The sequence below is a fragment of the Candidatus Pelagibacter ubique HTCC8051 genome (assembly GCF_000472605.1).
Classification (GTDB): domain Bacteria; phylum Pseudomonadota; class Alphaproteobacteria; order Pelagibacterales; family Pelagibacteraceae; genus Pelagibacter; species Pelagibacter communis_B.
In genome coordinates, this window is record NZ_KI421440.1 from 680336 (window position 1) to 698848 (window position 18513).

At 27.2% G+C, this 18513-nt stretch carries 18 protein-coding genes and 1 tRNA gene; 3 read left to right on the forward strand and 16 right to left on the reverse strand.

Translation table 11 applies throughout. From position 1 onward, the window contains the following. Positions 1–16 precede the first annotated feature (16 nt). From F754_RS0103730 to F754_RS0103775, 10 genes are all read right to left on the reverse strand, one after another. Positions 17–388, reverse strand: coding sequence for a helix-turn-helix domain-containing protein (locus F754_RS0103730; protein ID WP_023648574.1), 372 nt, complete (start codon positions 386–388; stop codon positions 17–19). A gap of 186 nt (positions 389–574) precedes the next feature. After that, positions 575–1309, reverse strand: coding sequence for an amino acid ABC transporter ATP-binding protein (locus F754_RS0103735; RefSeq protein WP_023648575.1), 735 nt, complete (start codon positions 1307–1309; stop codon positions 575–577). A 3-nt stretch (positions 1310–1312) separates the two neighbouring features. After that, positions 1313–2584 carry an amino acid ABC transporter permease gene (locus F754_RS0103740; protein WP_023648576.1) on the reverse strand — a complete coding sequence of 424 codons (1272 nt, stop codon included), beginning with the start codon at positions 2582–2584 and terminating at the stop codon, positions 1313–1315. A 2-nt stretch (positions 2585–2586) separates the two neighbouring features. Continuing rightward, on the reverse strand, positions 2587–3732 hold the full coding sequence (locus tag F754_RS0103745; RefSeq protein ID WP_023648577.1) for an ABC transporter permease subunit: 1146 nt from the start codon (positions 3730–3732) through the stop codon (positions 2587–2589). Between the two features lie 67 nt (positions 3733–3799). Then, the gene (locus tag F754_RS0103750) at positions 3800–4840 is read right to left on the reverse strand and encodes an amino acid ABC transporter substrate-binding protein (RefSeq protein WP_023648578.1); all 1041 of its coding nucleotides are present in this window, start codon (positions 4838–4840) and stop codon (positions 3800–3802) included. A 169-nt stretch (positions 4841–5009) separates the two neighbouring features. Next, a tRNA-Arg gene (locus tag F754_RS0103755) sits at positions 5010–5086 on the reverse strand. Positions 5087–5120: 34 nt separating this feature from the next. Further along, complete coding sequence (locus F754_RS0103760) at positions 5121–6527, reverse strand: potassium transporter Trk (protein ID WP_023648579.1); 1407 nt, start codon at positions 6525–6527, stop codon at positions 5121–5123. Between the two features lie 6 nt (positions 6528–6533). Beyond that, positions 6534–7925, reverse strand: a complete 1392-nt coding sequence (trkA, locus tag F754_RS0103765; RefSeq protein WP_023648580.1) for a Trk system potassium transporter TrkA — start codon at positions 7923–7925, stop codon at positions 6534–6536. Position 7926: 1 nt separating this feature from the next. Continuing rightward, positions 7927–9282 carry a sigma-54 dependent transcriptional regulator gene (locus F754_RS0103770; RefSeq protein WP_023648581.1) on the reverse strand — a complete coding sequence of 452 codons (1356 nt, stop codon included), beginning with the start codon at positions 9280–9282 and terminating at the stop codon, positions 7927–7929. Beyond that, a complete protein-coding gene (locus F754_RS0103775; RefSeq protein WP_023648582.1) occupies positions 9279–11063 on the reverse strand; it encodes a GHKL domain-containing protein in 1785 nt (594 codons plus the stop codon). The genes F754_RS0103770 and F754_RS0103775 overlap by 4 nt, the downstream gene beginning before the upstream one ends. 25 nt (positions 11064–11088) lie before the next feature. Between F754_RS0103775 and ispF the strand changes: the two genes are divergently transcribed. From ispF to F754_RS0103790, 3 genes are read left to right on the forward strand one after another with little or no spacing between them, the layout of a single operon-like run. After that, on the forward strand, positions 11089–12189 hold the full coding sequence (gene ispF / locus F754_RS0103780) for a 2-C-methyl-D-erythritol 2,4-cyclodiphosphate synthase (protein ID WP_023648583.1): 1101 nt from the start codon (positions 11089–11091) through the stop codon (positions 12187–12189). Beyond that, positions 12186–12677, forward strand: coding sequence for a phosphatidylglycerophosphatase A (locus F754_RS0103785; RefSeq protein WP_023648584.1), 492 nt, complete (start codon positions 12186–12188; stop codon positions 12675–12677). Before ispF ends, F754_RS0103785 begins: the two co-directional genes overlap by 4 nt. Then, positions 12677–13141, forward strand: a complete 465-nt coding sequence (locus F754_RS0103790; protein ID WP_023648585.1) for a CinA family protein — start codon at positions 12677–12679, stop codon at positions 13139–13141. The genes F754_RS0103785 and F754_RS0103790 overlap by 1 nt, the downstream gene beginning before the upstream one ends. Here F754_RS0103790 and F754_RS0103795 read toward each other — a convergent pair whose 3' ends face one another. The 6 genes from F754_RS0103795 to F754_RS0103820 are packed head-to-tail and all read right to left on the reverse strand — an operon-like array spanning position 13142 to position 18505. Next, positions 13142–13597, reverse strand: coding sequence for a type II toxin-antitoxin system RatA family toxin (locus F754_RS0103795; protein WP_023648586.1), 456 nt, complete (start codon positions 13595–13597; stop codon positions 13142–13144). Further along, complete coding sequence (gene lipA, locus F754_RS0103800) at positions 13597–14523, reverse strand: lipoyl synthase (RefSeq protein ID WP_023648587.1); 927 nt, start codon at positions 14521–14523, stop codon at positions 13597–13599. The genes F754_RS0103795 and lipA overlap by 1 nt, the downstream gene beginning before the upstream one ends. After that, entirely contained in the window at positions 14513–14815 is a 303-nt protein-coding gene (locus F754_RS0103805; RefSeq protein WP_023648588.1) for a septum formation initiator family protein, read from the reverse strand. Before F754_RS0103805 ends, lipA begins: the two co-directional genes overlap by 11 nt. Continuing rightward, complete coding sequence (gene eno, locus F754_RS0103810; protein WP_023648589.1) at positions 14815–16071, reverse strand: phosphopyruvate hydratase; 1257 nt, start codon at positions 16069–16071, stop codon at positions 14815–14817. Before eno ends, F754_RS0103805 begins: the two co-directional genes overlap by 1 nt. Then, entirely contained in the window at positions 16071–16895 is an 825-nt protein-coding gene (gene kdsA, locus F754_RS0103815) for a 3-deoxy-8-phosphooctulonate synthase (protein ID WP_023648590.1), read from the reverse strand. Before kdsA ends, eno begins: the two co-directional genes overlap by 1 nt. Next, positions 16892–18505, reverse strand: a complete 1614-nt coding sequence (locus F754_RS0103820; RefSeq protein WP_023648591.1) for a CTP synthase — start codon at positions 18503–18505, stop codon at positions 16892–16894. The genes kdsA and F754_RS0103820 overlap by 4 nt, the downstream gene beginning before the upstream one ends. Between the last annotated feature and the right edge of the window lie 8 nt (positions 18506–18513).

Below are 18513 nucleotides of genomic sequence, written 5' to 3' on the forward strand. Positions count from 1 at the left end.
GGTCTTAAAAAATAAATTATACTGCTTTTGAAATTCCTAATCCTGAAATTTGTAAAGATTTATTGAATTTAAGTTTTTGGTCAGCACTGAGTTCTGAATATAATTTTGTTAAAAAATTATAATTAACATTCATGTGCCCTTCTTGAGATTTTTCTAAATTAATTAAGTATTCTGAAAAATCTTCAAAGAAATAGTTGATTGGAACTTTTAAATAATTTGATAATTGGAGTAATCTGATTGAACTTACACCATTGGTTCCTTTCTCATATTTTTGAATTTGTTGAAATGTAACATTTATAGCTTTTGCAACTTTAGTTTGAGTTAAACCTAAAGCCAATCTTCTTAGTTTAAGCTTGTTACCCAAGTGTTTATTGAAATTATCTTCCATTAAGACCCCTCTTAATTAAATTTTAAAAACATATTGAACAAATTAATTGGTGTTACTGCAATAAAAAAATTTATTTATTTCATTGTAAAATTTAAATAACAAAAATCCTGTCAAGCTTAAGTTAAAAATAAAAACTCAGAATAGGTTTGCAAAAAATGATTATATAATGTGTAATATATAAGTTTTTTACAAAATTTGACTTAAAAATAGCTTAGTTCTATCGCTCTTAGGATTAGCAAAGAATTCCTTAGTATCTGCCTTTTCTACAATCTTTCCTTCGTCCATAAATATCATGCTATCTGCAACTTCTTTAGCAAATCCCATTTCATGAGTGACTACTATCATTGTCATACCTTCTTTTGCTAGATTAACCATTACATCAAGCACTTCTTTAATCATTTCAGGATCTAATGCTGAAGTCGGTTCATCAAATAGCATTATTTTAGGTTCCATACACAGAGCACGAGCTATAGCTACCCTTTGCTGTTGTCCACCAGAAAGCTGCCCTGGAAATTTCTGAGCTTGATCTAAAATTTGAACTCTTTCTAAATGTTTAAGAGCTAATTCTTCAGCTTCTTTCTTGGGCATTTTTTTTACCCAAATAGGAGCAAGTGTGCAATTATCGACAATAGATAAATGTGGAAATAGATTAAACTGTTGAAAAACCATTCCAACTTCTGCTCTAACTTGTTCTATATTTTTAGTATCTTCTGAAATTTCAGTACCATCAACAATAATAGTTCCTTTTTGATGTTCTTCTAATCTATTAATACATCTAATTAACGTAGATTTACCAGATCCTGAGGGTCCACAAACAACAATTTTTTCTTTAGCTTTAACATCAAGATTTATATCTTTAAGCACTTGAAAGTCACCGTACCACTTGTTTACATCTTTAATTTGAATAATTGAATCTGACATAATTTATCTATCTGTTTTAAATTTTAATTCTAATTTTTGACTATATTTACTCATACTGTAGCAAATAATCCAGAATATTATTCCAGCAAAAACATACCCTTCCATAGAAAACCCAAGCCATTTAGGATTTGTTTTTGCTAAGTTTAACATTCCAACTAACTCCAATAAGCCTACCACAAAGATTAAAGGAGTATCTTTTACTAAAGCTAAAAATGTATTAGCAATACCTGGTATAACTAATTTTAAAGCTTGAGGTAAAATAACTAATAAATGTAATCTCCAATATCCCATGCCTAAAGATTTTGCGGCATCATACTGTCCTCTAGGTAAAGCCTGTAAACCACCTCTAATAACCTCTGCTGTATAAGCAGCTTCAAATAATGTAATTGCCACAATAACTCTAATTAATTTATCTACGTAAGTTCCATCTGGTAAAAACATTGGGAACATTACAGCTGACATAAACAACACTGTAATTAAGGGTACTCCTCTCCAAAATTCAATAAAAGAAAGTGATGAATATTTAACAACAGCTAAATCAGATCTTCTTCCAAGAGCTAACATCATACCTATTGGAAAACAGAAAATGAGAGAAAAAAATGAAACAATAAAAGTTAAAGAAAGACCTCCCCAAGCACCTGTTTCCACCCATTCTAAACCAAATTCACCACCAGAAATCAAATAATAAATCAGTAAAAATGAAACAATCGGTAGAATGATAACATAATAAAAAGTCAGATATTTTTTATATTTAAGAGGAAAAAAATATCCTGCTCCTATTAATCCTAACACAATAATAAATGTTGCATTAACTCTCCATTGCTCAGCGTTTGGATACATTCCATACATAAATCTATTAAACCAAGTCTTAATATATACCCAACAAGCTCCTCCACCTGTACAAGCTTCTTTGTTTTCACCAATAAATGTTGCATCTAGAACAAACCAATTAAGTAATGGTGCAACACTAAAAATTATCAATATAATTATGCATATACTTAAAGATGCATTAAAATTATTTGTATTAATATTTTTATTAAGATCATCCAAAAATTTAATACCAGTGAACTCTATTCTTATGAAATGAAGTCCTATCATCCCAAAAATTAAAGGGGAGAAAAAACTAATAAAACTAGGTAAAAAGTTAGTTATATTTTTTTCATAAAAATTATTCAAACAAAAATCAATTAATCCTAGTGAAAAAAATATAAAACCTAAAAATAAAAATAAATTTAGATTTTCTTTATTAGGTTTTAAAAAATTTACATTATTCATTATTATTTTTCCTGTATCGCAATTCTTTTGTTATACCAATTCATGAACAAAGAGATTGCTAGACTGATTGTCAAATAAGTAGCCATGGTAATACCAACAATTTCTATTGCTCTTCCTGTTTGCATCATTGCAGTTCCAGCAAACACTAAAACTAAATCTGGATAAGCAATTGCTGCGGCTAATGATGAATTTTTTGTTAAATTTAAATATTGGTTAGTTGTAGGAGGAATTATAATTCTTAATGCTTGAGGTAATATTACTAATTTTAAGACTTGATTAGGTGTCAATCCAATCGATGCAGCAGCCTCTTTTTGACCTTTACCTATTCCTTGAATTCCTGCTCGTACATTCTCAGCAATAAAAGTTGCTGTATATAGGGTTAACGCCAATGTAAGTGCTATTAGTTCAGGAGGTATCCCCATTCCACCCTCATAAGTAAAAGATGTTTTAGCCAATTGTTTTAATTCAGGAAAACTCCAAGATAAATCTACACCACCTATTATAAAAGTCAGCAAAGGTAAGATAATAAAAATTCCAAGAGAAATTATAAATTTAGGATACTGTATACCCTCTTCTTCCTGTTTTTTTTTAGCAAATTTATTGAAAAAATAAATAACAAACAAAGCAACAACTAAAGAAATCATGAAAATATCAAAATTATTCCAAACTGGAGCTGGCGTATATAGGCCCTTAATAGTCATAAACGAAGATCCAAAAATCAATGGTGCATCTTCTGGCATTGGTAAAGCTCTTAATGCAGCAAAATACCAAAAAAATATTTGTAATAACAATGGAACATTTCTAAAAAATTCCACATAAAAACTTGCTGTTTTATTGATTAAATAGTTTGGTGATAATCTTGCAACTCCAATTACAGCACCCAATAAAGTACTTAAAATTATACCAATAAAAGAAACTAATAACGTATTTAAAAGTCCAACCAGATACGCACGCGCATATGACATTGAACCATCGTAATCAATTAAAGAAAATTGAATATCAAATGAAGCTTCTTTTGTTAAAAAACCAAAACCAAACTCAATACCTCTAGTATCCATGTTTTCTTGGGCATTCATGGTAAAGAAGCCAAATATCAAAACTATAAAAAGCAATGTTAGGAATTGAGGAAGTATTTTTTTAAATTTCATTTGAATTGATACTATAAAAAAAGGGCTAGATAAATCTAGCCCTTTTTATTTAATTTATAACTTTAAATTATCTTGATGGTGGAACATATAAAATACCACCTTTAGTCCATAACTCATTTGGACCTCTGTCTGGTAAAATACCAGTGTCAGCTATATTTCTCTTATAACTTTCACCATAGTTTCCAACTTGTTTAATAATTCTTAAGTTCCACTCGTTGTCTAAACCAAATGCAGCACCCATTTCACCTTCAGCACCAACTAATCTTTTGATTTGTGGGTTTTCTGAAGTTTTCATCATGTCAGCATTTGCAGAAGTAACACCGTACTCCTCAGCTTCGATCATAGTATTTAGAGACCATCTTACGATATCTTCCCATACTGAGTCACCTTGTCTAACAACAGGACCTAGTGGCTCTTTTGAAATAGTTTCAGGTAACACCATATGATCATCAGGGTTAGTCATTTTAGTTCTTTGTGCAGCAAGACCTGATTTATCAGTAGTGTAAGTATCACATCTACCAGCATCATAAGCAGCTACAACTTCATCAGCTTTTTCAAAAGCTACTGGAGTGTAAGAAATTCCTTTAGAGTTAAAGAAGTCTCTCATGTTTAACTCAGTTGTTGTACCAATATTAGTACAAGCTGAGATTCCATTTTTGAATTGGCTTGTTGAAGTAATTCCAGAGTCTTTTCTAACCATGAAACCTTGACCATCGTAGAAGTTTACTCCAACGAAAGTAAGTCCAATGTCAGCATCTCTAGAAAGAGTCCAAGTTGTGTTTCTAGATAAGATATCAATCTCACCAGAAGTTAAAGCTGTAAATCTTTCTTTAGCACTTAGTGGTGTAAACTTAACTTTGTTTGCATCACCTAATACTGCAGCAGCTACCGCTCTACATACATCAACGTCAACACCAGTCCAATTTCCTGCTGCATCAGCATTAGAAAATCCTGGTAGACCTTGAGATACTCCACATCTTACAAAACCCTTCTTCTGAGTGTTTTTAAGTGTTTTAGATTTTTTAGCAGCCATAGTCTCTGTTGTAAAAGTAAACAACACAGCAACCATTGCTACTAAAGAAGTAAATTGTTTTACGTATTTAAACATTATTCTTCCTTTTAGTTATTATTATTTGTTAACAAATAATTCAAAAATAATTTTGAATTAGATAAATGTTTTATCATTATCTAAAGTTGATCAAAGTAAATTGAATAAATTTAGAAAGACTATAACTATATGTAGTATAAGAAATTGTAAAGTGGATATATATAGAAAATGGTGCGCCCTGCACGACTCGAACGTGCGACCCTCGGTTTAGAAAACCGATGCTCTATCCAGCTGAGCTAAGGGCGCAAAAAATTATTATCAATACATATATAATACTTAATTAGTATTTAAAAAGAAATTTTTTAGCTATTAAAAGTAAAGATAAAAGCTCAACTCTTCCTATAATCATAAAAAAAATTAGAAAGAATTTAGTGAAAAAGTGTAAATCATTAAATTCAAAATTAGTTAAACCATAAGCAGACGAATTTACCGTATTCATCAAGGTCAATACTGATAATTTGAATGAGTTTTCAAAACTAATATTACTTAAGCTTAATAAAGAAGTTAAAATAAATAATGAAATTATAAAGATTATAATTGTTAAAAAATATTTATTTATTTCTCTAAAATCAAAATTTATTTTAGAAAAAAAAAGCTTATTCATAAAAACATTCTTGGGTTTGCTAAATGATAAAATTTGATTTAATGAATATTTTGTTAATGAATATATTTTCAAAAATCTCACTCCAGAGCTAGTAGAAAAAAAAGATCCTCCAATTATAACTAAAATTAGGTATATAAAACTTAACTTTGATTGATCAAATTGAAGAGAAATTCCAATATTAGATATACTACTAACTAATGATAAAAAAATAAAAGTAAAATTTTTATCAAAACTAAAAAAAGTAAAAAAAATTGTTACGATAGATAAAAAGTATAAAAGTAAATGGATATCCTCATAAAAAAAATTAAGGTTTTTGTTTCTTAAAAAAATCAAGTTATATATAAAGAAAATACTGAAAAAGGAAACAAGCATTAACAATGAAAAAATTATTATTTGAGACTGATTAGTTAGGATTGATGAAAGATCATTAGTAGGTAAAAAACCTCCAGATGAGATTATAGTCATTGATAAATTTAATGAATTGAAGGATCGTATATCAAAAATATTTAGAATAAAAAAAATAGAAATTGTTATTCCAAAATATAAAATAAATATCTTGGATGTTTGTTTTAGTACTTCTGAACTATTAAAGGATAAAAAATTCGTTAATGATTTTTTTAAACTATCATCATAAATATCAATTAAGAAAATTATTGAAAACAAAAAATACAAACCACCAATCCATTGAATTGAAGATCTCCATAAAATTAGACCTTGATCAATATGTTTTATATTATCGAAAATTGTAAATCCTGTAGATGTAAATCCAGAAACAGACTCAAATAATGAGTTTAAAAAAGATAAATTATAAATACTGAAATAAAATGGTAATGACAATATTATTGGAAGTGAAATATATCCTAAAAAAACGGTTAAAATTTTTTCAAATATAGTCGGTTTTTTATCGATTTCTTTAAGCTTATAAAAAAATAAACCTATAATTAGCGATGGTAATAAGCTAAAATAATATGTGTTAAGATTTAAATATAAGTTAAAATAATACGAATAAATTATATTTAAAAAAGAAAAGACTGAGACTAATACAAAAAAGAAACTAAGATATTTTACCCTAAATAGAGACATTTATTTTTATATAGAGCTTATTCTAAATATGTTTTCTACCACTGAAATTGAGTCTTTTTTGGCTAAAAAAACAACTTTGTCATCTTTTTGAAACACAAAATTTGATCTAGGAATTAAAACTTTATCATCACGTAAAACTGCACCTATCCTTATTTCTTCTGGCAAGTTTGAGTTTTTTAACTCTTTGTTAATTAATTCTGATGTTTCAATAATTTCAGCTTCTATAACTTCGTATTCTCCGTTAAGAATTGTATAGGCTGTTTCAATGGTTCCTTTGTGAATATGTTTTAAAATACTTGAAACAGTGTTCATTCTCGGATCAATCAAATCATCTATCTTTAAAGAATTTTGCAACAATGAATAATTTGGTTTATTTATTAAAGCCATTGTTCTCTTATCGTCAATTTTTTTGTCATCTTTAGCAAATTTTTCAACAAGTACACTTACCATTAAATTATCTTCATCATCATTAGTGAGAGCTAACACAGTTTCCGCCTCCTCTAAATTTGCTTCTAATAAAACTTCTTCGTCAAGAGCATCTCCATTAATTATAATTGTATTATTAAGTTCATTAGCTAGAAATTCAGATCGATCTTTACTTTTTTCTACAATCTTAACTCTTGTAGCATCTAAACTTTCTTCAAGATTCTTTGCTAAGTTAAAACCAATATTTCCTCCACCAACAATAAGTATCTTTTTAGAAACTTTTTCATTATGGCCAAACGCTTCCAGCGTCTGAGACATTTGTGAAGAGTTTATAATGACATAAATTTTATCCTCTTTTCGGATGTCATCATTTTTTTTAGGTATTAGGAATTTATCCCCTCTTATTATTCCAATTATATTTGCATCTAAATTTGGATGTTTTTTTGTTAATTCATTAAGTTTAAAATTAATTAAATTACAGTTGTCATTAATTAAGATTTCTAATAATCTGATCTTATTATTGGCAAAAGGAACGCTATCTAAAGCGCCTGGAGCTTCTAATTTTCTTTGAATAGATTTTGCTATTTCTAGCTCAGGAGAAATAATTACATCAATTGGTAAATTTTCTTTATTATAAACAGTTGTAAATTTAGGATTTAGATAATCTTGGGATCTAATTCTGGCGATTTTTTTTGGTATATTAAAAATGGAAAAAGCTATTTGACAAATAACCATATTAATTTCATCATTACGTGTAACTGCAATAATCATGTCAGCATCTGATGCATTAGCTTTTTCAAGAATTGATGGGTATGTTGCCTTTCCAACAATAGCCTTTACATCTAAAGAATCATTAATTTTTTGAATATCTTCACTAGATTGATCAATAACAGTGATGGAATGACCTTGTTCACTTAATTGTTTGGCTATAGTGAATCCAACTCTACCAGCACCACAGATAATTATATTCATTTTAATTAAATTCTTTAATTCTCAAACCTTTTAGTTTCCTATGCAATGCACTTCTTTCCATGCCAACAAATTTTGCAGTTTTAGAAATATTTCCATTAAATTTTTTAATTTGGATAGTTAAATACTCCTTTTCAAAGTTTTCTCTAGCTTCTTTTAATGGAATAGATAAGCTATTTTCAGTAATTTGCTCATCAAAATCATCGTTTTTTAGAGATTCTTTTATAATATTGGAAATTTTTTCTTTTGTATCTGGTTGCAAAATTGCAATTCTTTCAATTAAATTTCTGAGTTCTCTAACATTCCCTTTCCAATTATGATTTAAAATATAGCTATTATTTTCATCAATATCTAAAGGTTTGATTTTATAATTTTCAGCAATTTTTTTTGAAAAATAATTTATTAATAATGGAATATCTGAAATTCTTTTACTTAATGGTTCTATATTAATTTCAAAAACATTTATTCTATGAAATAAATCCTCTCTAAAGTTACCAAACTGAATTTCTTTTTTTAAATCTTTGCTTGAAGAACAAATAAGCCTTACATCAACTGTAATATCATTGTTACCATTAACTCGCTTGAATTTTTGATCTATTAAAACTCTTAAAATCTTTGATTGTATATCTAATGGAATTTCAGAAATTTGATCAATGAGTAAAGTACCATTATTAGCTTTTTCAAGAGCACCATATGAAATTGATCCATTATTTTTTTCTTCGCCAAAGAGCTCTAGTTCATATTTATTCATATCTAATAAAGCACCATTTAAAATTATAAATGGGTTTTTGTTTCTTATAGAATTTTTGTGAATTTTTCTTGCTATAAGTTCTTTTCCTGAACCAGATGGACCATTTACTAAGACCCTACTTTCTGTTAAAGAGATCTTTTTAATTTTATCAATTACATTAATTATATTTTTACTGTTACCAATAAGATCATATGAGGAAAACAATTTATTTTCATATTCTTTATTTTGTTTTTTTAAATCGTAATTTTCAACAGCACGTTTTATAAAATTCATTAACCGTTCTTGATCAAATGGCTTCTCAATAAATTCAAAAGCACCTTTTTGTAAAGACTTTATAGCCATTTCAATATTTGCATGGCCAGAAATTATTATTACAGGTACATCTTTATTCTTTTTTTTTATATGAGATAAAAGTTCAATTCCATCATTATCTCCTTTATCTAGTTTAACATCTAAGATAGCTACATCTGGTAATTTTTTATCTATTTCGGTTAATGCCTGGTTATAATTTGCCGCAATTCTTGTTTTATAACCAGCATCAATAATCAACTCGTTAATAATGTTTCTAATATCGTTATTGTCGTCTACGATTAATATTTCAGCATTCATAATTTCAAAAATATAATTTTAATTTTAGCCCCATTATCTTTAGAAAAAAACTCTATTTTACCATTATGATCATTAATAATTTTATTTACTATTGAAAGCCCTAAACCTGTTCCTTTTTTTTTGGTTGTAAAATATGGATTTAAGATATCCTTAATATTTTCGTTTAAATTATCAAAACCAATTCCTGTATCATCTATAATAAACGATATATGATTGTTATCATTACTTAGTTTAATAGCTATATTTTTCCTAATATTACTCACCTTTTCTAACTTTTGATGGATGCTTTCTATGGAATTTTTAATTAAATTAAAAAAAACTCTACTCAGTTGTTCTTTGTCACTATTAAAAAAAATTTCTTTTTCATTTGTTTTAAAAGTAATATTTATTGAGTTATCTAATTCTTGAAGTAGCTTGATATTATCATTAATAAGTAAAATTAAATCATTATTTTGAAGTGTAGGCTTTGGCATTCTTGCAAAATCAGAAAAATCATTAATTAATTTTTCAATTTGTTTAATTTGGTTATTAATTATTTTTAGATTTTCTTTAAATTTTTCTTTATCATTATCCTTTAAGTATGTTGAATATTTACTCTTAAGTCTATCAATAGTTAATTGGATTGGAGTTAAGGGATTTTTAATTTCATGAGCCATTTTTCTTGCTAAATTACCCCATGCTTCATGTCTTTCATTTATAATTAGTTTTTCTTGCTGATCTTTTAATCTATCTATCATCAAGTTAAAATTTTTATTCAAAAGTTCTAAATCTTTATCTGTCTTTACCTCAGGTACTTTTATATCTAAATTTCCATCACCAATTGATGACGATGCTAAAATAAGGTTATTTATTGATCTAAAAAATCTTGAAGAAAATCTTATTGCTATAGATATTGATATAAATAAAAGTAAGGTAACAATGATTAAGTAAATAATAGCAAATGAAATTTTGATTCCCGTACTTTTTTCTTCAACTGTATAATAAAAATTAATAGCTTCTTGTGATTGAGTTAAATATTTTGAGATATTTTCATCAAGGTACTTAACCACATACAAGAATCTGTCATCAAAGTTTTGTAATCTCATAATAGCTGCAGACCTATTTTCAAATGCATTAATAATTTTTAAAGGTCGATCATCGTCTATAACAAGAGCTAACGCTTGATCAACTGGTGGTAAATATAATTTTTTATCTTTTAGGGAGGAGAAGAGTAACTTCTTGTTTGTATCTATAATATGTATTTCATCAACGCGTCTAATAATTTTTTGTGTGTTTAAAAATCTTATATATTCATCTTTATTATCATTTAAAAATTTTTTACTTTTATTGATATCAAAAGCAATAAGGATGATTTCAGACTTAACTTTATCTCTAACTTCTTCAACATAATCTTTAGCTAAATTGTATGAATTGTTCACAACAGTTGTTACTTTTTTGTCAAAATATTTTTCAAGTGCAAAAGAAAATAAGAAAAGTGAAAATACAGAAATTAATAATGAAGGAATAAAAGTAAATAAAGCAAAGTAAGTGATGTATTTCTTATTTGAAGTAAGTCCATCCTTGTCAATATCATTTTTAATTGATTTTTTTATTTCAAAAAAAATAAAAATAAAAAGCAAGAATAATAAGGCAATATTTAAAACTAATAAAAATTGCAAATTTTTATTTGAAAGTTCAATAAATCCTTTACCTAAAAAAGTTAAAAAAGTTAAAAAACCTATTGATAGTGTGATAATAAATAAGAATATTAGATATATGTTTTTTTTAATAAAATTGGTCATTCTAAATAAACAATCAATATAAATGATGAATAACTATTTTATAATACTTGCCTCTGGACAAAGCAAAAGATTTAATTCTAATAAACCTAAACAATATATAAAATATAAAAATAAAGCTCTTTTTGAGCACTCTTTAGATAAAGCTACAAGTTCAAAACTTTTTAAGAAAATTATTCTAGTTGTTAACGATAAAAAACAAATCAAAAAGAAGTATTCTAATAACATTTTAATAATTAAAGGTGGTAAAGAAAGATCAGACTCATCACTAATTGCATTGAAATATATTAAAAGATTTAAGCCAACTAATGTTTTAATTCATGATGCAGCAAGACCAAATTTTACAATTAAACTTTTAAGAAAATTAATTAAATCACTTAAAACGAATAAAGCATCCATACCTGTAATTTCATCAAAAGATTCGATTAAATATAGAGTTAAGAATGAATTATTTAATCTAGATAAAAAAAATTCTTACTTAACACAAACACCACAAGCTTTTAAATTTAAAGATATTTATGATCTATCTATAAAACAAAAAAATATAATTCAAGATGAAGCAACTTTATTTATTAATACTAATTTAAAAATGAAATTTATTGATGGTGAAACTTTAAATAATAAAATTACTTTTAAAGAAGATATCAATAATATAAAAACTTACTTTGGGATTGGATTTGATGTTCATAGATTAATCAAAGATAAAAAACTTTATTTAGGTGGCATAAAAATTCCTTTTCATTCTGGATTAAAAGGTCACTCAGATGGGGATGTAATTTTGCATTCAATTATAGATGCTTTATTGGGTGCTATGAGAAAAAAAGATATTGGCACTTTTTTTCCAGATAATAAAAATAAATTTAAAAATATTAGGTCCCCAAAAATGTTAAAACCTATAATTAAAATATTATATAAAAATAATTTCTACATAAATAATTTGGATATTAATTTAATTTGTGAGCAACCTAAAGTCTCTAAATATAGAACTAAAATAATTAATGCTTTATCGAGATTATTAAATTTAGATAAAGATTTAATTAATTTAAAAGGTAAAACAGTTGAAAAATTGGGATTAATTGGAAAGGAAAAAGCAATAGCTTGTGAAGTTATTTGCTCTATATCACAATGAAAAAGATCAATGTCTTAGTATCGACTTTTTTTGGTTATGGTTATTTAACTAAAATACCAGGAACAGTTACATCTCTAGTCACAACTGTATTTTTATACATTGCGTACGAACATCTTGAATACACTGATCTTAAATTTTCATTAATTTTTTTTACTCTTTTATTTTTTTATTCTTTTTATGCAGTCAAAGATGCTGAAAGCGAATTTAAAAATAAAGATCCTAGACAAATAGTTATTGATGAAGTTTTAGGCCAAGCTATGCCTTTAATTCTTGTATTATACTTAAGCCAAAACAATCAATTAAGATTATCAATTGAAATTTATTATTTGTTATCTTTTATTTTCTTTAGATTTTTTGATATTTTAAAGCCTTTTCCAGTTAGTTACTTTGATAAAAATTTCAAAAATTACTTTGGAATAATCATGGATGATATAATGGCAGGATTATATTCAATGATATTAATCTATCTAATAAGTCTTAAATTCTAATGAATATTCAATTGCTTCATAAAAAATTAATTAAAAAAAGATTAACTATATCTGTTGCTGAGTCTTGTACTGGAGGATTATTGGCACATAATTTAACTAAATTAGCTAATTCATCAAATTACTTTCAAATGGGTTTAACCACATACTCAAATCAAGCAAAAATAAGGATATTAAAAGTAAATAAAAACATAATCAAGAAATATGGAGCTGTAAGCAATGAATGTTGTAAAGCGATGGTTCAAAATTTATCTAAAATTTCAAAAAGTAAAATAAATGTTTCAATTACTGGAATTGCAGGACCTGGTGGAGCTTCTAAAATTAAACCAATAGGTTTGGTTTATATTGGAATTCAAAAAGGTAGAAAATTACTTGTTAAAGAAAATAAGTTTAAAACAAAAAATCGTAATTCTATTCAGAAATCAACGGTTAAAGAAGTGATTAAAATATTATTTAACCTAATTTAATTAATTATCTATAGGTCTATAAAGATCTTCTGCTCTTTTTTGGAAAGCATCTGCTATCTTATTTAGACCAAATTTAAAAGATTTAGACATTAAAACATTTAAAAATTTATTTTCGATTTCAAAATCTATATCAAAAGAAATTTCGGTACCTCCTATTGTTTCAGTAAAACTCCAATTATTTTCAAGGTAATTTAATGGACCTCCTATATTAGTCACATTTATAGTGCTGTCTTCATTGTTAAATTTAACATCACTTTTATAGGTATCTTTAAATGGTCCTTTGCCAATTGTAAGGTCAGCAATAATTAAAATTTGATTGCCCTCTTTATTTCTCTCATAAATATGTGATCCTAGACAGAAAGGAACAAATTCTGGATATTTTTCAATATCTAAAACTAAATCAATTAACTGATCTTTTTTACATTCAATTAATCTCTTAACTGATGCTTTGGGCATTAATTATTTTTTAATCTATTTTGTTGCAGTTTAGCAAAATCTTCATCAGCGTGATAAGATGATCTTGTTAAAGGTGAAGATGAAACTAAAAGAAAGCCTTTAGATTTTGCAATATCTTCTAAATCTTTAAATTCATCTGGATGGTAATATCTCTTCAATGGGTGATGTTTTGCTGAGGGTTGCAAGTATTGACCTATGGTTAAAAAATCAACTTCTGCAGACCTTAAATCATCCATTACTTGAATGAGTTCATCTTTATCTTCGCCAAGACCCACCATTAAACCAGATTTAGTAAAAACTTTTTTATTAAATTTTTTTACATTTTTTAATAATTCTAATGAACCAAAATATCTAGCACCAGGTCTAACTTTTAAATAAAGTCTCGGAACTGTTTCAATGTTATGATTAAATACATCAAGATCTGCCTCTAAAAGTTTTTTATAAGCGTCCCCTTTTCTTAAAAAATCAGGTGTTAAAACTTCAATAGAAGTATTTGGGTTTTTTTTACGTGTTGCGGTAATTACATCGTAAAAATGTTTAGATCCACCATCTTCTAGATCATCCCTATCTACAGAAGTAATTACAACATGTTTTAAATTTAATTTATTAACAGCATTTGAAATTTTATAAGGTTCAAATGGATCTAAGTTCTCTGGCTTGCCAGTTTTAACATCACAGAAAGCACAGGCTCTAGTACATGTATCTCCCATTATCATAAAAGTTGCATGTCTTTTGCTCCAGCATTCGGTGATATTAGGACAATTAGCTTCCTGGCAAACAGTTACTAAATTATTTTGGTTAACTACGGTTTTAGTTAAAAAAAATTCTTTGCTATTAGAAAGTTTAGACCTTATCCAATCTGGTTTCTTCTTAATTGGATTTATCGGTTTATTTACTTTTTCAGGATGTCGTATTTTATTTGTCATTTTGTTTAATTATATAAATCGTCTCTCCTTTCTTACCAAACAAAAATCTTTCTCTAATTAAAGTTTCTACATAATCAAGATCTAAATTTGTACTTAATAATGAATTTTTTTGGTCCATATCTATTATTTTGCTAGTTAAGGATAATTCTTCTTTTTTCAAGTTAGACAAAAGTTCTTTTTTTTCAGTGTAGGAAAATAGCCCTCTTTCACCAGTTACAAGATTAAATCCAAAGTATAAAATTAAAAATACTGATATTAATAAAAAATAATTTCTTTTTATTAATCTTAACATTAATTGATCTTATTCATCCTCGCTTTTTTTCCAAGTTCTTCTTCAATACGAATTAATTGATTATATTTAGCGACTCTCTCAGATCTAGCTAATGAACCAGTTTTTATTTGATTAGAATTTGTTCCAACTGCTAAATCTGCAATAAACGTATCTTCACTTTCTCCAGATCTGTGGGATATGATTGTTTTATACCCAATAGTTTGAGCAAATTTAATGACATCTAAAGTTTCAGAAACTGTACCAATTTGATTTAATTTTATCAAAATTGTATTTGAAGAAATGTTAAGAAAACCTTTTTTTAATCTTTCAAGATTAGTTACATACAAATCATCACCGACTATTTGAACATTATCGACTGATTTCATTAATTTATTCCATGCCATCCAGTCATTTTCTGCAAATGGATCTTCAATTGATTTGATTTTATATTTCTTAATAATTTTTTGATATTCTTTAATTGATTTTTCTACAGAAATATAATTTTTAGAATGAATTGAATATTTATTTTTTTTAAATAACTCATTAGCAGCAACATCAAGACATATTGAAACATCTCTACCATTTTTAAAACCTGCTTTTTTAATAGCAGAAACAATCAAATCTAAGGCCTGATTATTACTACTTATCATGGGAGCAAATCCTCCTTCATCACCAACAGATGTTGATAGACCCTTGTCTTTAATTAGTTTGCTCAAACTTTTAATAACCAAAAAACATACTCTCATTGCTTCAGAGAAACTTTTTGCTTTATCTGGTCTTATCATAAACTCTTGAATTCTAAGTCCATTGTTAGCATGTGCTCCACCATTAATTATATTCATTAAAGGATATGGCAGTTGAAAATTCTTCTTAACAAAAAAAGTTTTATATAATGGAAATTTTTTAACTTTAGCTGAAAGTTTTTTAACAGCCATAGAAACAGCTAACATTGTATTTGCACCAAGGTTGGTTTTTTGTCTTGTTCCATCTAAATTTATTAAAAGAGTGTCAATACGTTCTTGGTTATGAATATTTTGACCTTTTAATTTTTTTGAAATTTTTGAATTAACTAAATTTACAGCATTAAAAACACTTTTTCCTAAATACCTTTTATTTTTTTTATCTCTTTTTTCATACGCTTCGAAAGTTCCTGTAGAAGCACCCGACGGACAAATAGCAGTAGCACTATTATTTTTTGTATAAACCTCTGCTTCAACTGTAGGATTTCCCCTACTATCAAATACTTGACGTGCTTTAACTTTTAAAATTTTACTCACTATTTTTTAATTAAATGGTCAATATCAGTTAGTTGTTTTAATAGATTTTCTAACTTTTCTAATGGAACCATATTTGGTCCATCAGAAGGTGCATTATCTGGATCCTGATGAGTTTCAATAAAAACACCTGCAACACCAACAGCAACTGCAGCTCTAGCTAAATATTCAACAAATTCTCTTTGTCCACCAGACGACTCACCTTGTCCACCTGGTTGCTGAACAGAATGTGTTGCATCAAAAATTACTGGATAACCGTTCTTTGCCATGATTGGTAAAGATCTCATATCTGATACTAAAGTATTATATCCAAAACTTGCTCCTCTTTCTGTAACAAGTATGTTTTTATTTCCTGAGTCTGCAATTTTTTTAGTTACGTTCACCATATCCCACGGTGCAAGAAACTGACCTTTTTTAATATTAATAATTTTATTAGTTTTAGCAGCAGCAATTAATAAATCTGTTTGTCTGCATAAAAAAGCTGGAATTTGTAATACATCAACATGATCAGCAACAAGTGAACATTGATCTGCGTTATGAATGTCTGTTAATATTGGAACATTTAATTCTTTTTTAATTTTATCAAACACTGGAAGTGATGCTTCCAACCCTGCACCTCTTTCTCCTTTAAGACTTGTTCTATTAGCTTTATCAAAGGAAGTTTTGTAGATAAATCCAAGGCCAAATTTTTTTGTAATCTCTTTAATTTGACCAGCCATATCCATTGCGTGTTGCTCTGTTTCAAGCTGACAGGGCCCAGCTATAATACAAATTTTAGTTTCGTTTGAAATTTCTATGTTTCCACAATTAACTTTAATACTACTCATTTATTTTTTGCTGCCTTGATAAATGAAGAGAATAAAGGATGAGGAGCTAAAGGTCTAGATTTAAATTCAGGATGAAACTGTACTCCAATAAACCAAGGATGATTTTTTAACTCAATAATCTCTGGTAGCTTACTATCAGGTGATAAACCTGAAAATATCATACCTTTTTTTTCAAATTTTTCTCTAAAAAAAATATTCACTTCATATCTATGTCTATGTCTTTCTTTAATTAATTTAGATTTATAAATTTTTCTTATTAATGAGTTATCTTTTAATTTAGCATCATATGAACCTAATCTCATTGTTCCACCTAGATCTTTATCAGTGCCTTTAATCATTTTTCCATCTTTAGTCCATTCGTTAATTAATCCAATTATTGGTAATCCTTTTTTATCAAATTCACTTGATGTAGCATTTTTTAAACTTAATTGATTTCTAGCAAATTCAATAATTGCCATTTGCATTCCATAACAAATACCGAGGAAAGGTATTTTATTTAATCTAGCATGTTTAATTGCCTCTATTTTTCCATCCGTTCCTCTTTTTCCAAATCCACCTGGAATTAATATGCCTGAAATATTTTTGAGTTTTCTCTTGATTTCTGAAAATTTCAATTTTTCAGAATCTATTCTAATTAAATTTACTTTTACTTTATTGTCTATTCCACCATGAGTTAATGCTTCATCTAAAGACTTATAGGCATCTTTAAGTTCCACATATTTTCCAATGATAGCAATGTTTACTTGCTTCTTGTTATTTAGAATAATTTTAGTTATTTTTTTCCAAGGATTTAAGTTTACCGATTTTTTTGATTTTAATTTGAAATAACTTAAAACTTGAACATCAAGTTTTTCCCTAAAAAAACTCATCGGAGCCTCATAAATAGTTCTAACATCAACTGTTTCAATTACATTTTTAATATCAACATTACAAAATAGTGAAATTTTCTTTCTGTGTTCAAGTGGTATTGGTCTTTCTGATCTACAAATTATTATATCTGGCTGAATCCCTATACTTCTTAGTTCTTTAACAGAATGTTGAGTTGGTTTTGTTTTTATTTCATCAGATGCTTTTAAATAAGGTACTAATGTTAAATGAATGAATAATGCATTTTTTTTACCGACATCATTTGCAAACTGTCTTATCGCTTCAACAAATGGCAAACTTTCTATATCACCTACTATTCCTCCAATTTCACAAATTACAAAATCTTCTTTTGAGGAGTCGTTTTTAATAAATTGTTTTATGCGATCAGTAATATGTGGAATTACTTGAACTGTTTTTCCTAAGTACTCGCCTTTTCTTTCTTTTTTAAGAACATCACTATAAATTTTTCCAGTTGTAATATTGTCAGATTTTTTTGCTGATACTCCAGAAAATCTTTCATAATGACCTAGATCTAAATCAGTTTCTGCACCATCATCAGTTACATAAACCTCTCCATGTTGAAATGGACTCATGGTTCCAGGATCTACGTTGAGGTATGGATCTAATTTTCTTAATCTAACTTTATAACCTCTAGATTGTAACAAATAAGCTAGCGATGCTGATGATAGACCTTTACCAAGGGAAGAAACCACGCCGCCGGTGACAAATATAAATCGCGCCATGGAATTAT

Excerpts from the sequence above, each read along its gene's own strand:
- F754_RS0103770 (WP_023648581.1), bottom strand. The coding sequence starts at position 9,282 with ATGAATGCTGAAATATTAATCGTAGACGACAATAACGATATTAGAAAC.
- ispF (WP_023648583.1), top strand. The coding sequence starts at position 11,089 with ATGAATAACTATTTTATAATACTTGCCTCTGGACAAAGCAAAAGATTT.
- kdsA (WP_023648590.1), bottom strand. The coding sequence starts at position 16,895 with ATGAGTAGTATTAAAGTTAATTGTGGAAACATAGAAATTTCAAACGAA.
- F754_RS0103820 (WP_023648591.1), bottom strand. The coding sequence starts at position 18,505 with ATGGCGCGATTTATATTTGTCACCGGCGGCGTGGTTTCTTCCCTTGGT.
- F754_RS0103785 (WP_023648584.1), top strand. The coding sequence starts at position 12,186 with ATGAAAAAGATCAATGTCTTAGTATCGACTTTTTTTGGTTATGGTTAT.
- F754_RS0103730 (WP_023648574.1), bottom strand. The coding sequence starts at position 388 with ATGGAAGATAATTTCAATAAACACTTGGGTAACAAGCTTAAACTAAGA.
- F754_RS0103790 (WP_023648585.1), top strand. The coding sequence starts at position 12,677 with ATGAATATTCAATTGCTTCATAAAAAATTAATTAAAAAAAGATTAACT.
- F754_RS0103760 (WP_023648579.1), bottom strand. The coding sequence starts at position 6,527 with ATGTCTCTATTTAGGGTAAAATATCTTAGTTTCTTTTTTGTATTAGTC.
- trkA (WP_023648580.1), bottom strand. The coding sequence starts at position 7,925 with ATGAATATAATTATCTGTGGTGCTGGTAGAGTTGGATTCACTATAGCC.
- F754_RS0103805 (WP_023648588.1), bottom strand. The coding sequence starts at position 14,815 with ATGTTAAGATTAATAAAAAGAAATTATTTTTTATTAATATCAGTATTT.
- F754_RS0103750 (WP_023648578.1), bottom strand. The coding sequence starts at position 4,840 with ATGTTTAAATACGTAAAACAATTTACTTCTTTAGTAGCAATGGTTGCT.
- lipA (WP_023648587.1), bottom strand. The coding sequence starts at position 14,523 with ATGACAAATAAAATACGACATCCTGAAAAAGTAAATAAACCGATAAAT.
- F754_RS0103740 (WP_023648576.1), bottom strand. The coding sequence starts at position 2,584 with ATGAATAATGTAAATTTTTTAAAACCTAATAAAGAAAATCTAAATTTA.
- F754_RS0103795 (WP_023648586.1), bottom strand. The coding sequence starts at position 13,597 with ATGCCCAAAGCATCAGTTAAGAGATTAATTGAATGTAAAAAAGATCAG.
- F754_RS0103735 (WP_023648575.1), bottom strand. The coding sequence starts at position 1,309 with ATGTCAGATTCAATTATTCAAATTAAAGATGTAAACAAGTGGTACGGT.
- F754_RS0103775 (WP_023648582.1), bottom strand. The coding sequence starts at position 11,063 with ATGACCAATTTTATTAAAAAAAACATATATCTAATATTCTTATTTATT.
- F754_RS0103745 (WP_023648577.1), bottom strand. The coding sequence starts at position 3,732 with ATGAAATTTAAAAAAATACTTCCTCAATTCCTAACATTGCTTTTTATA.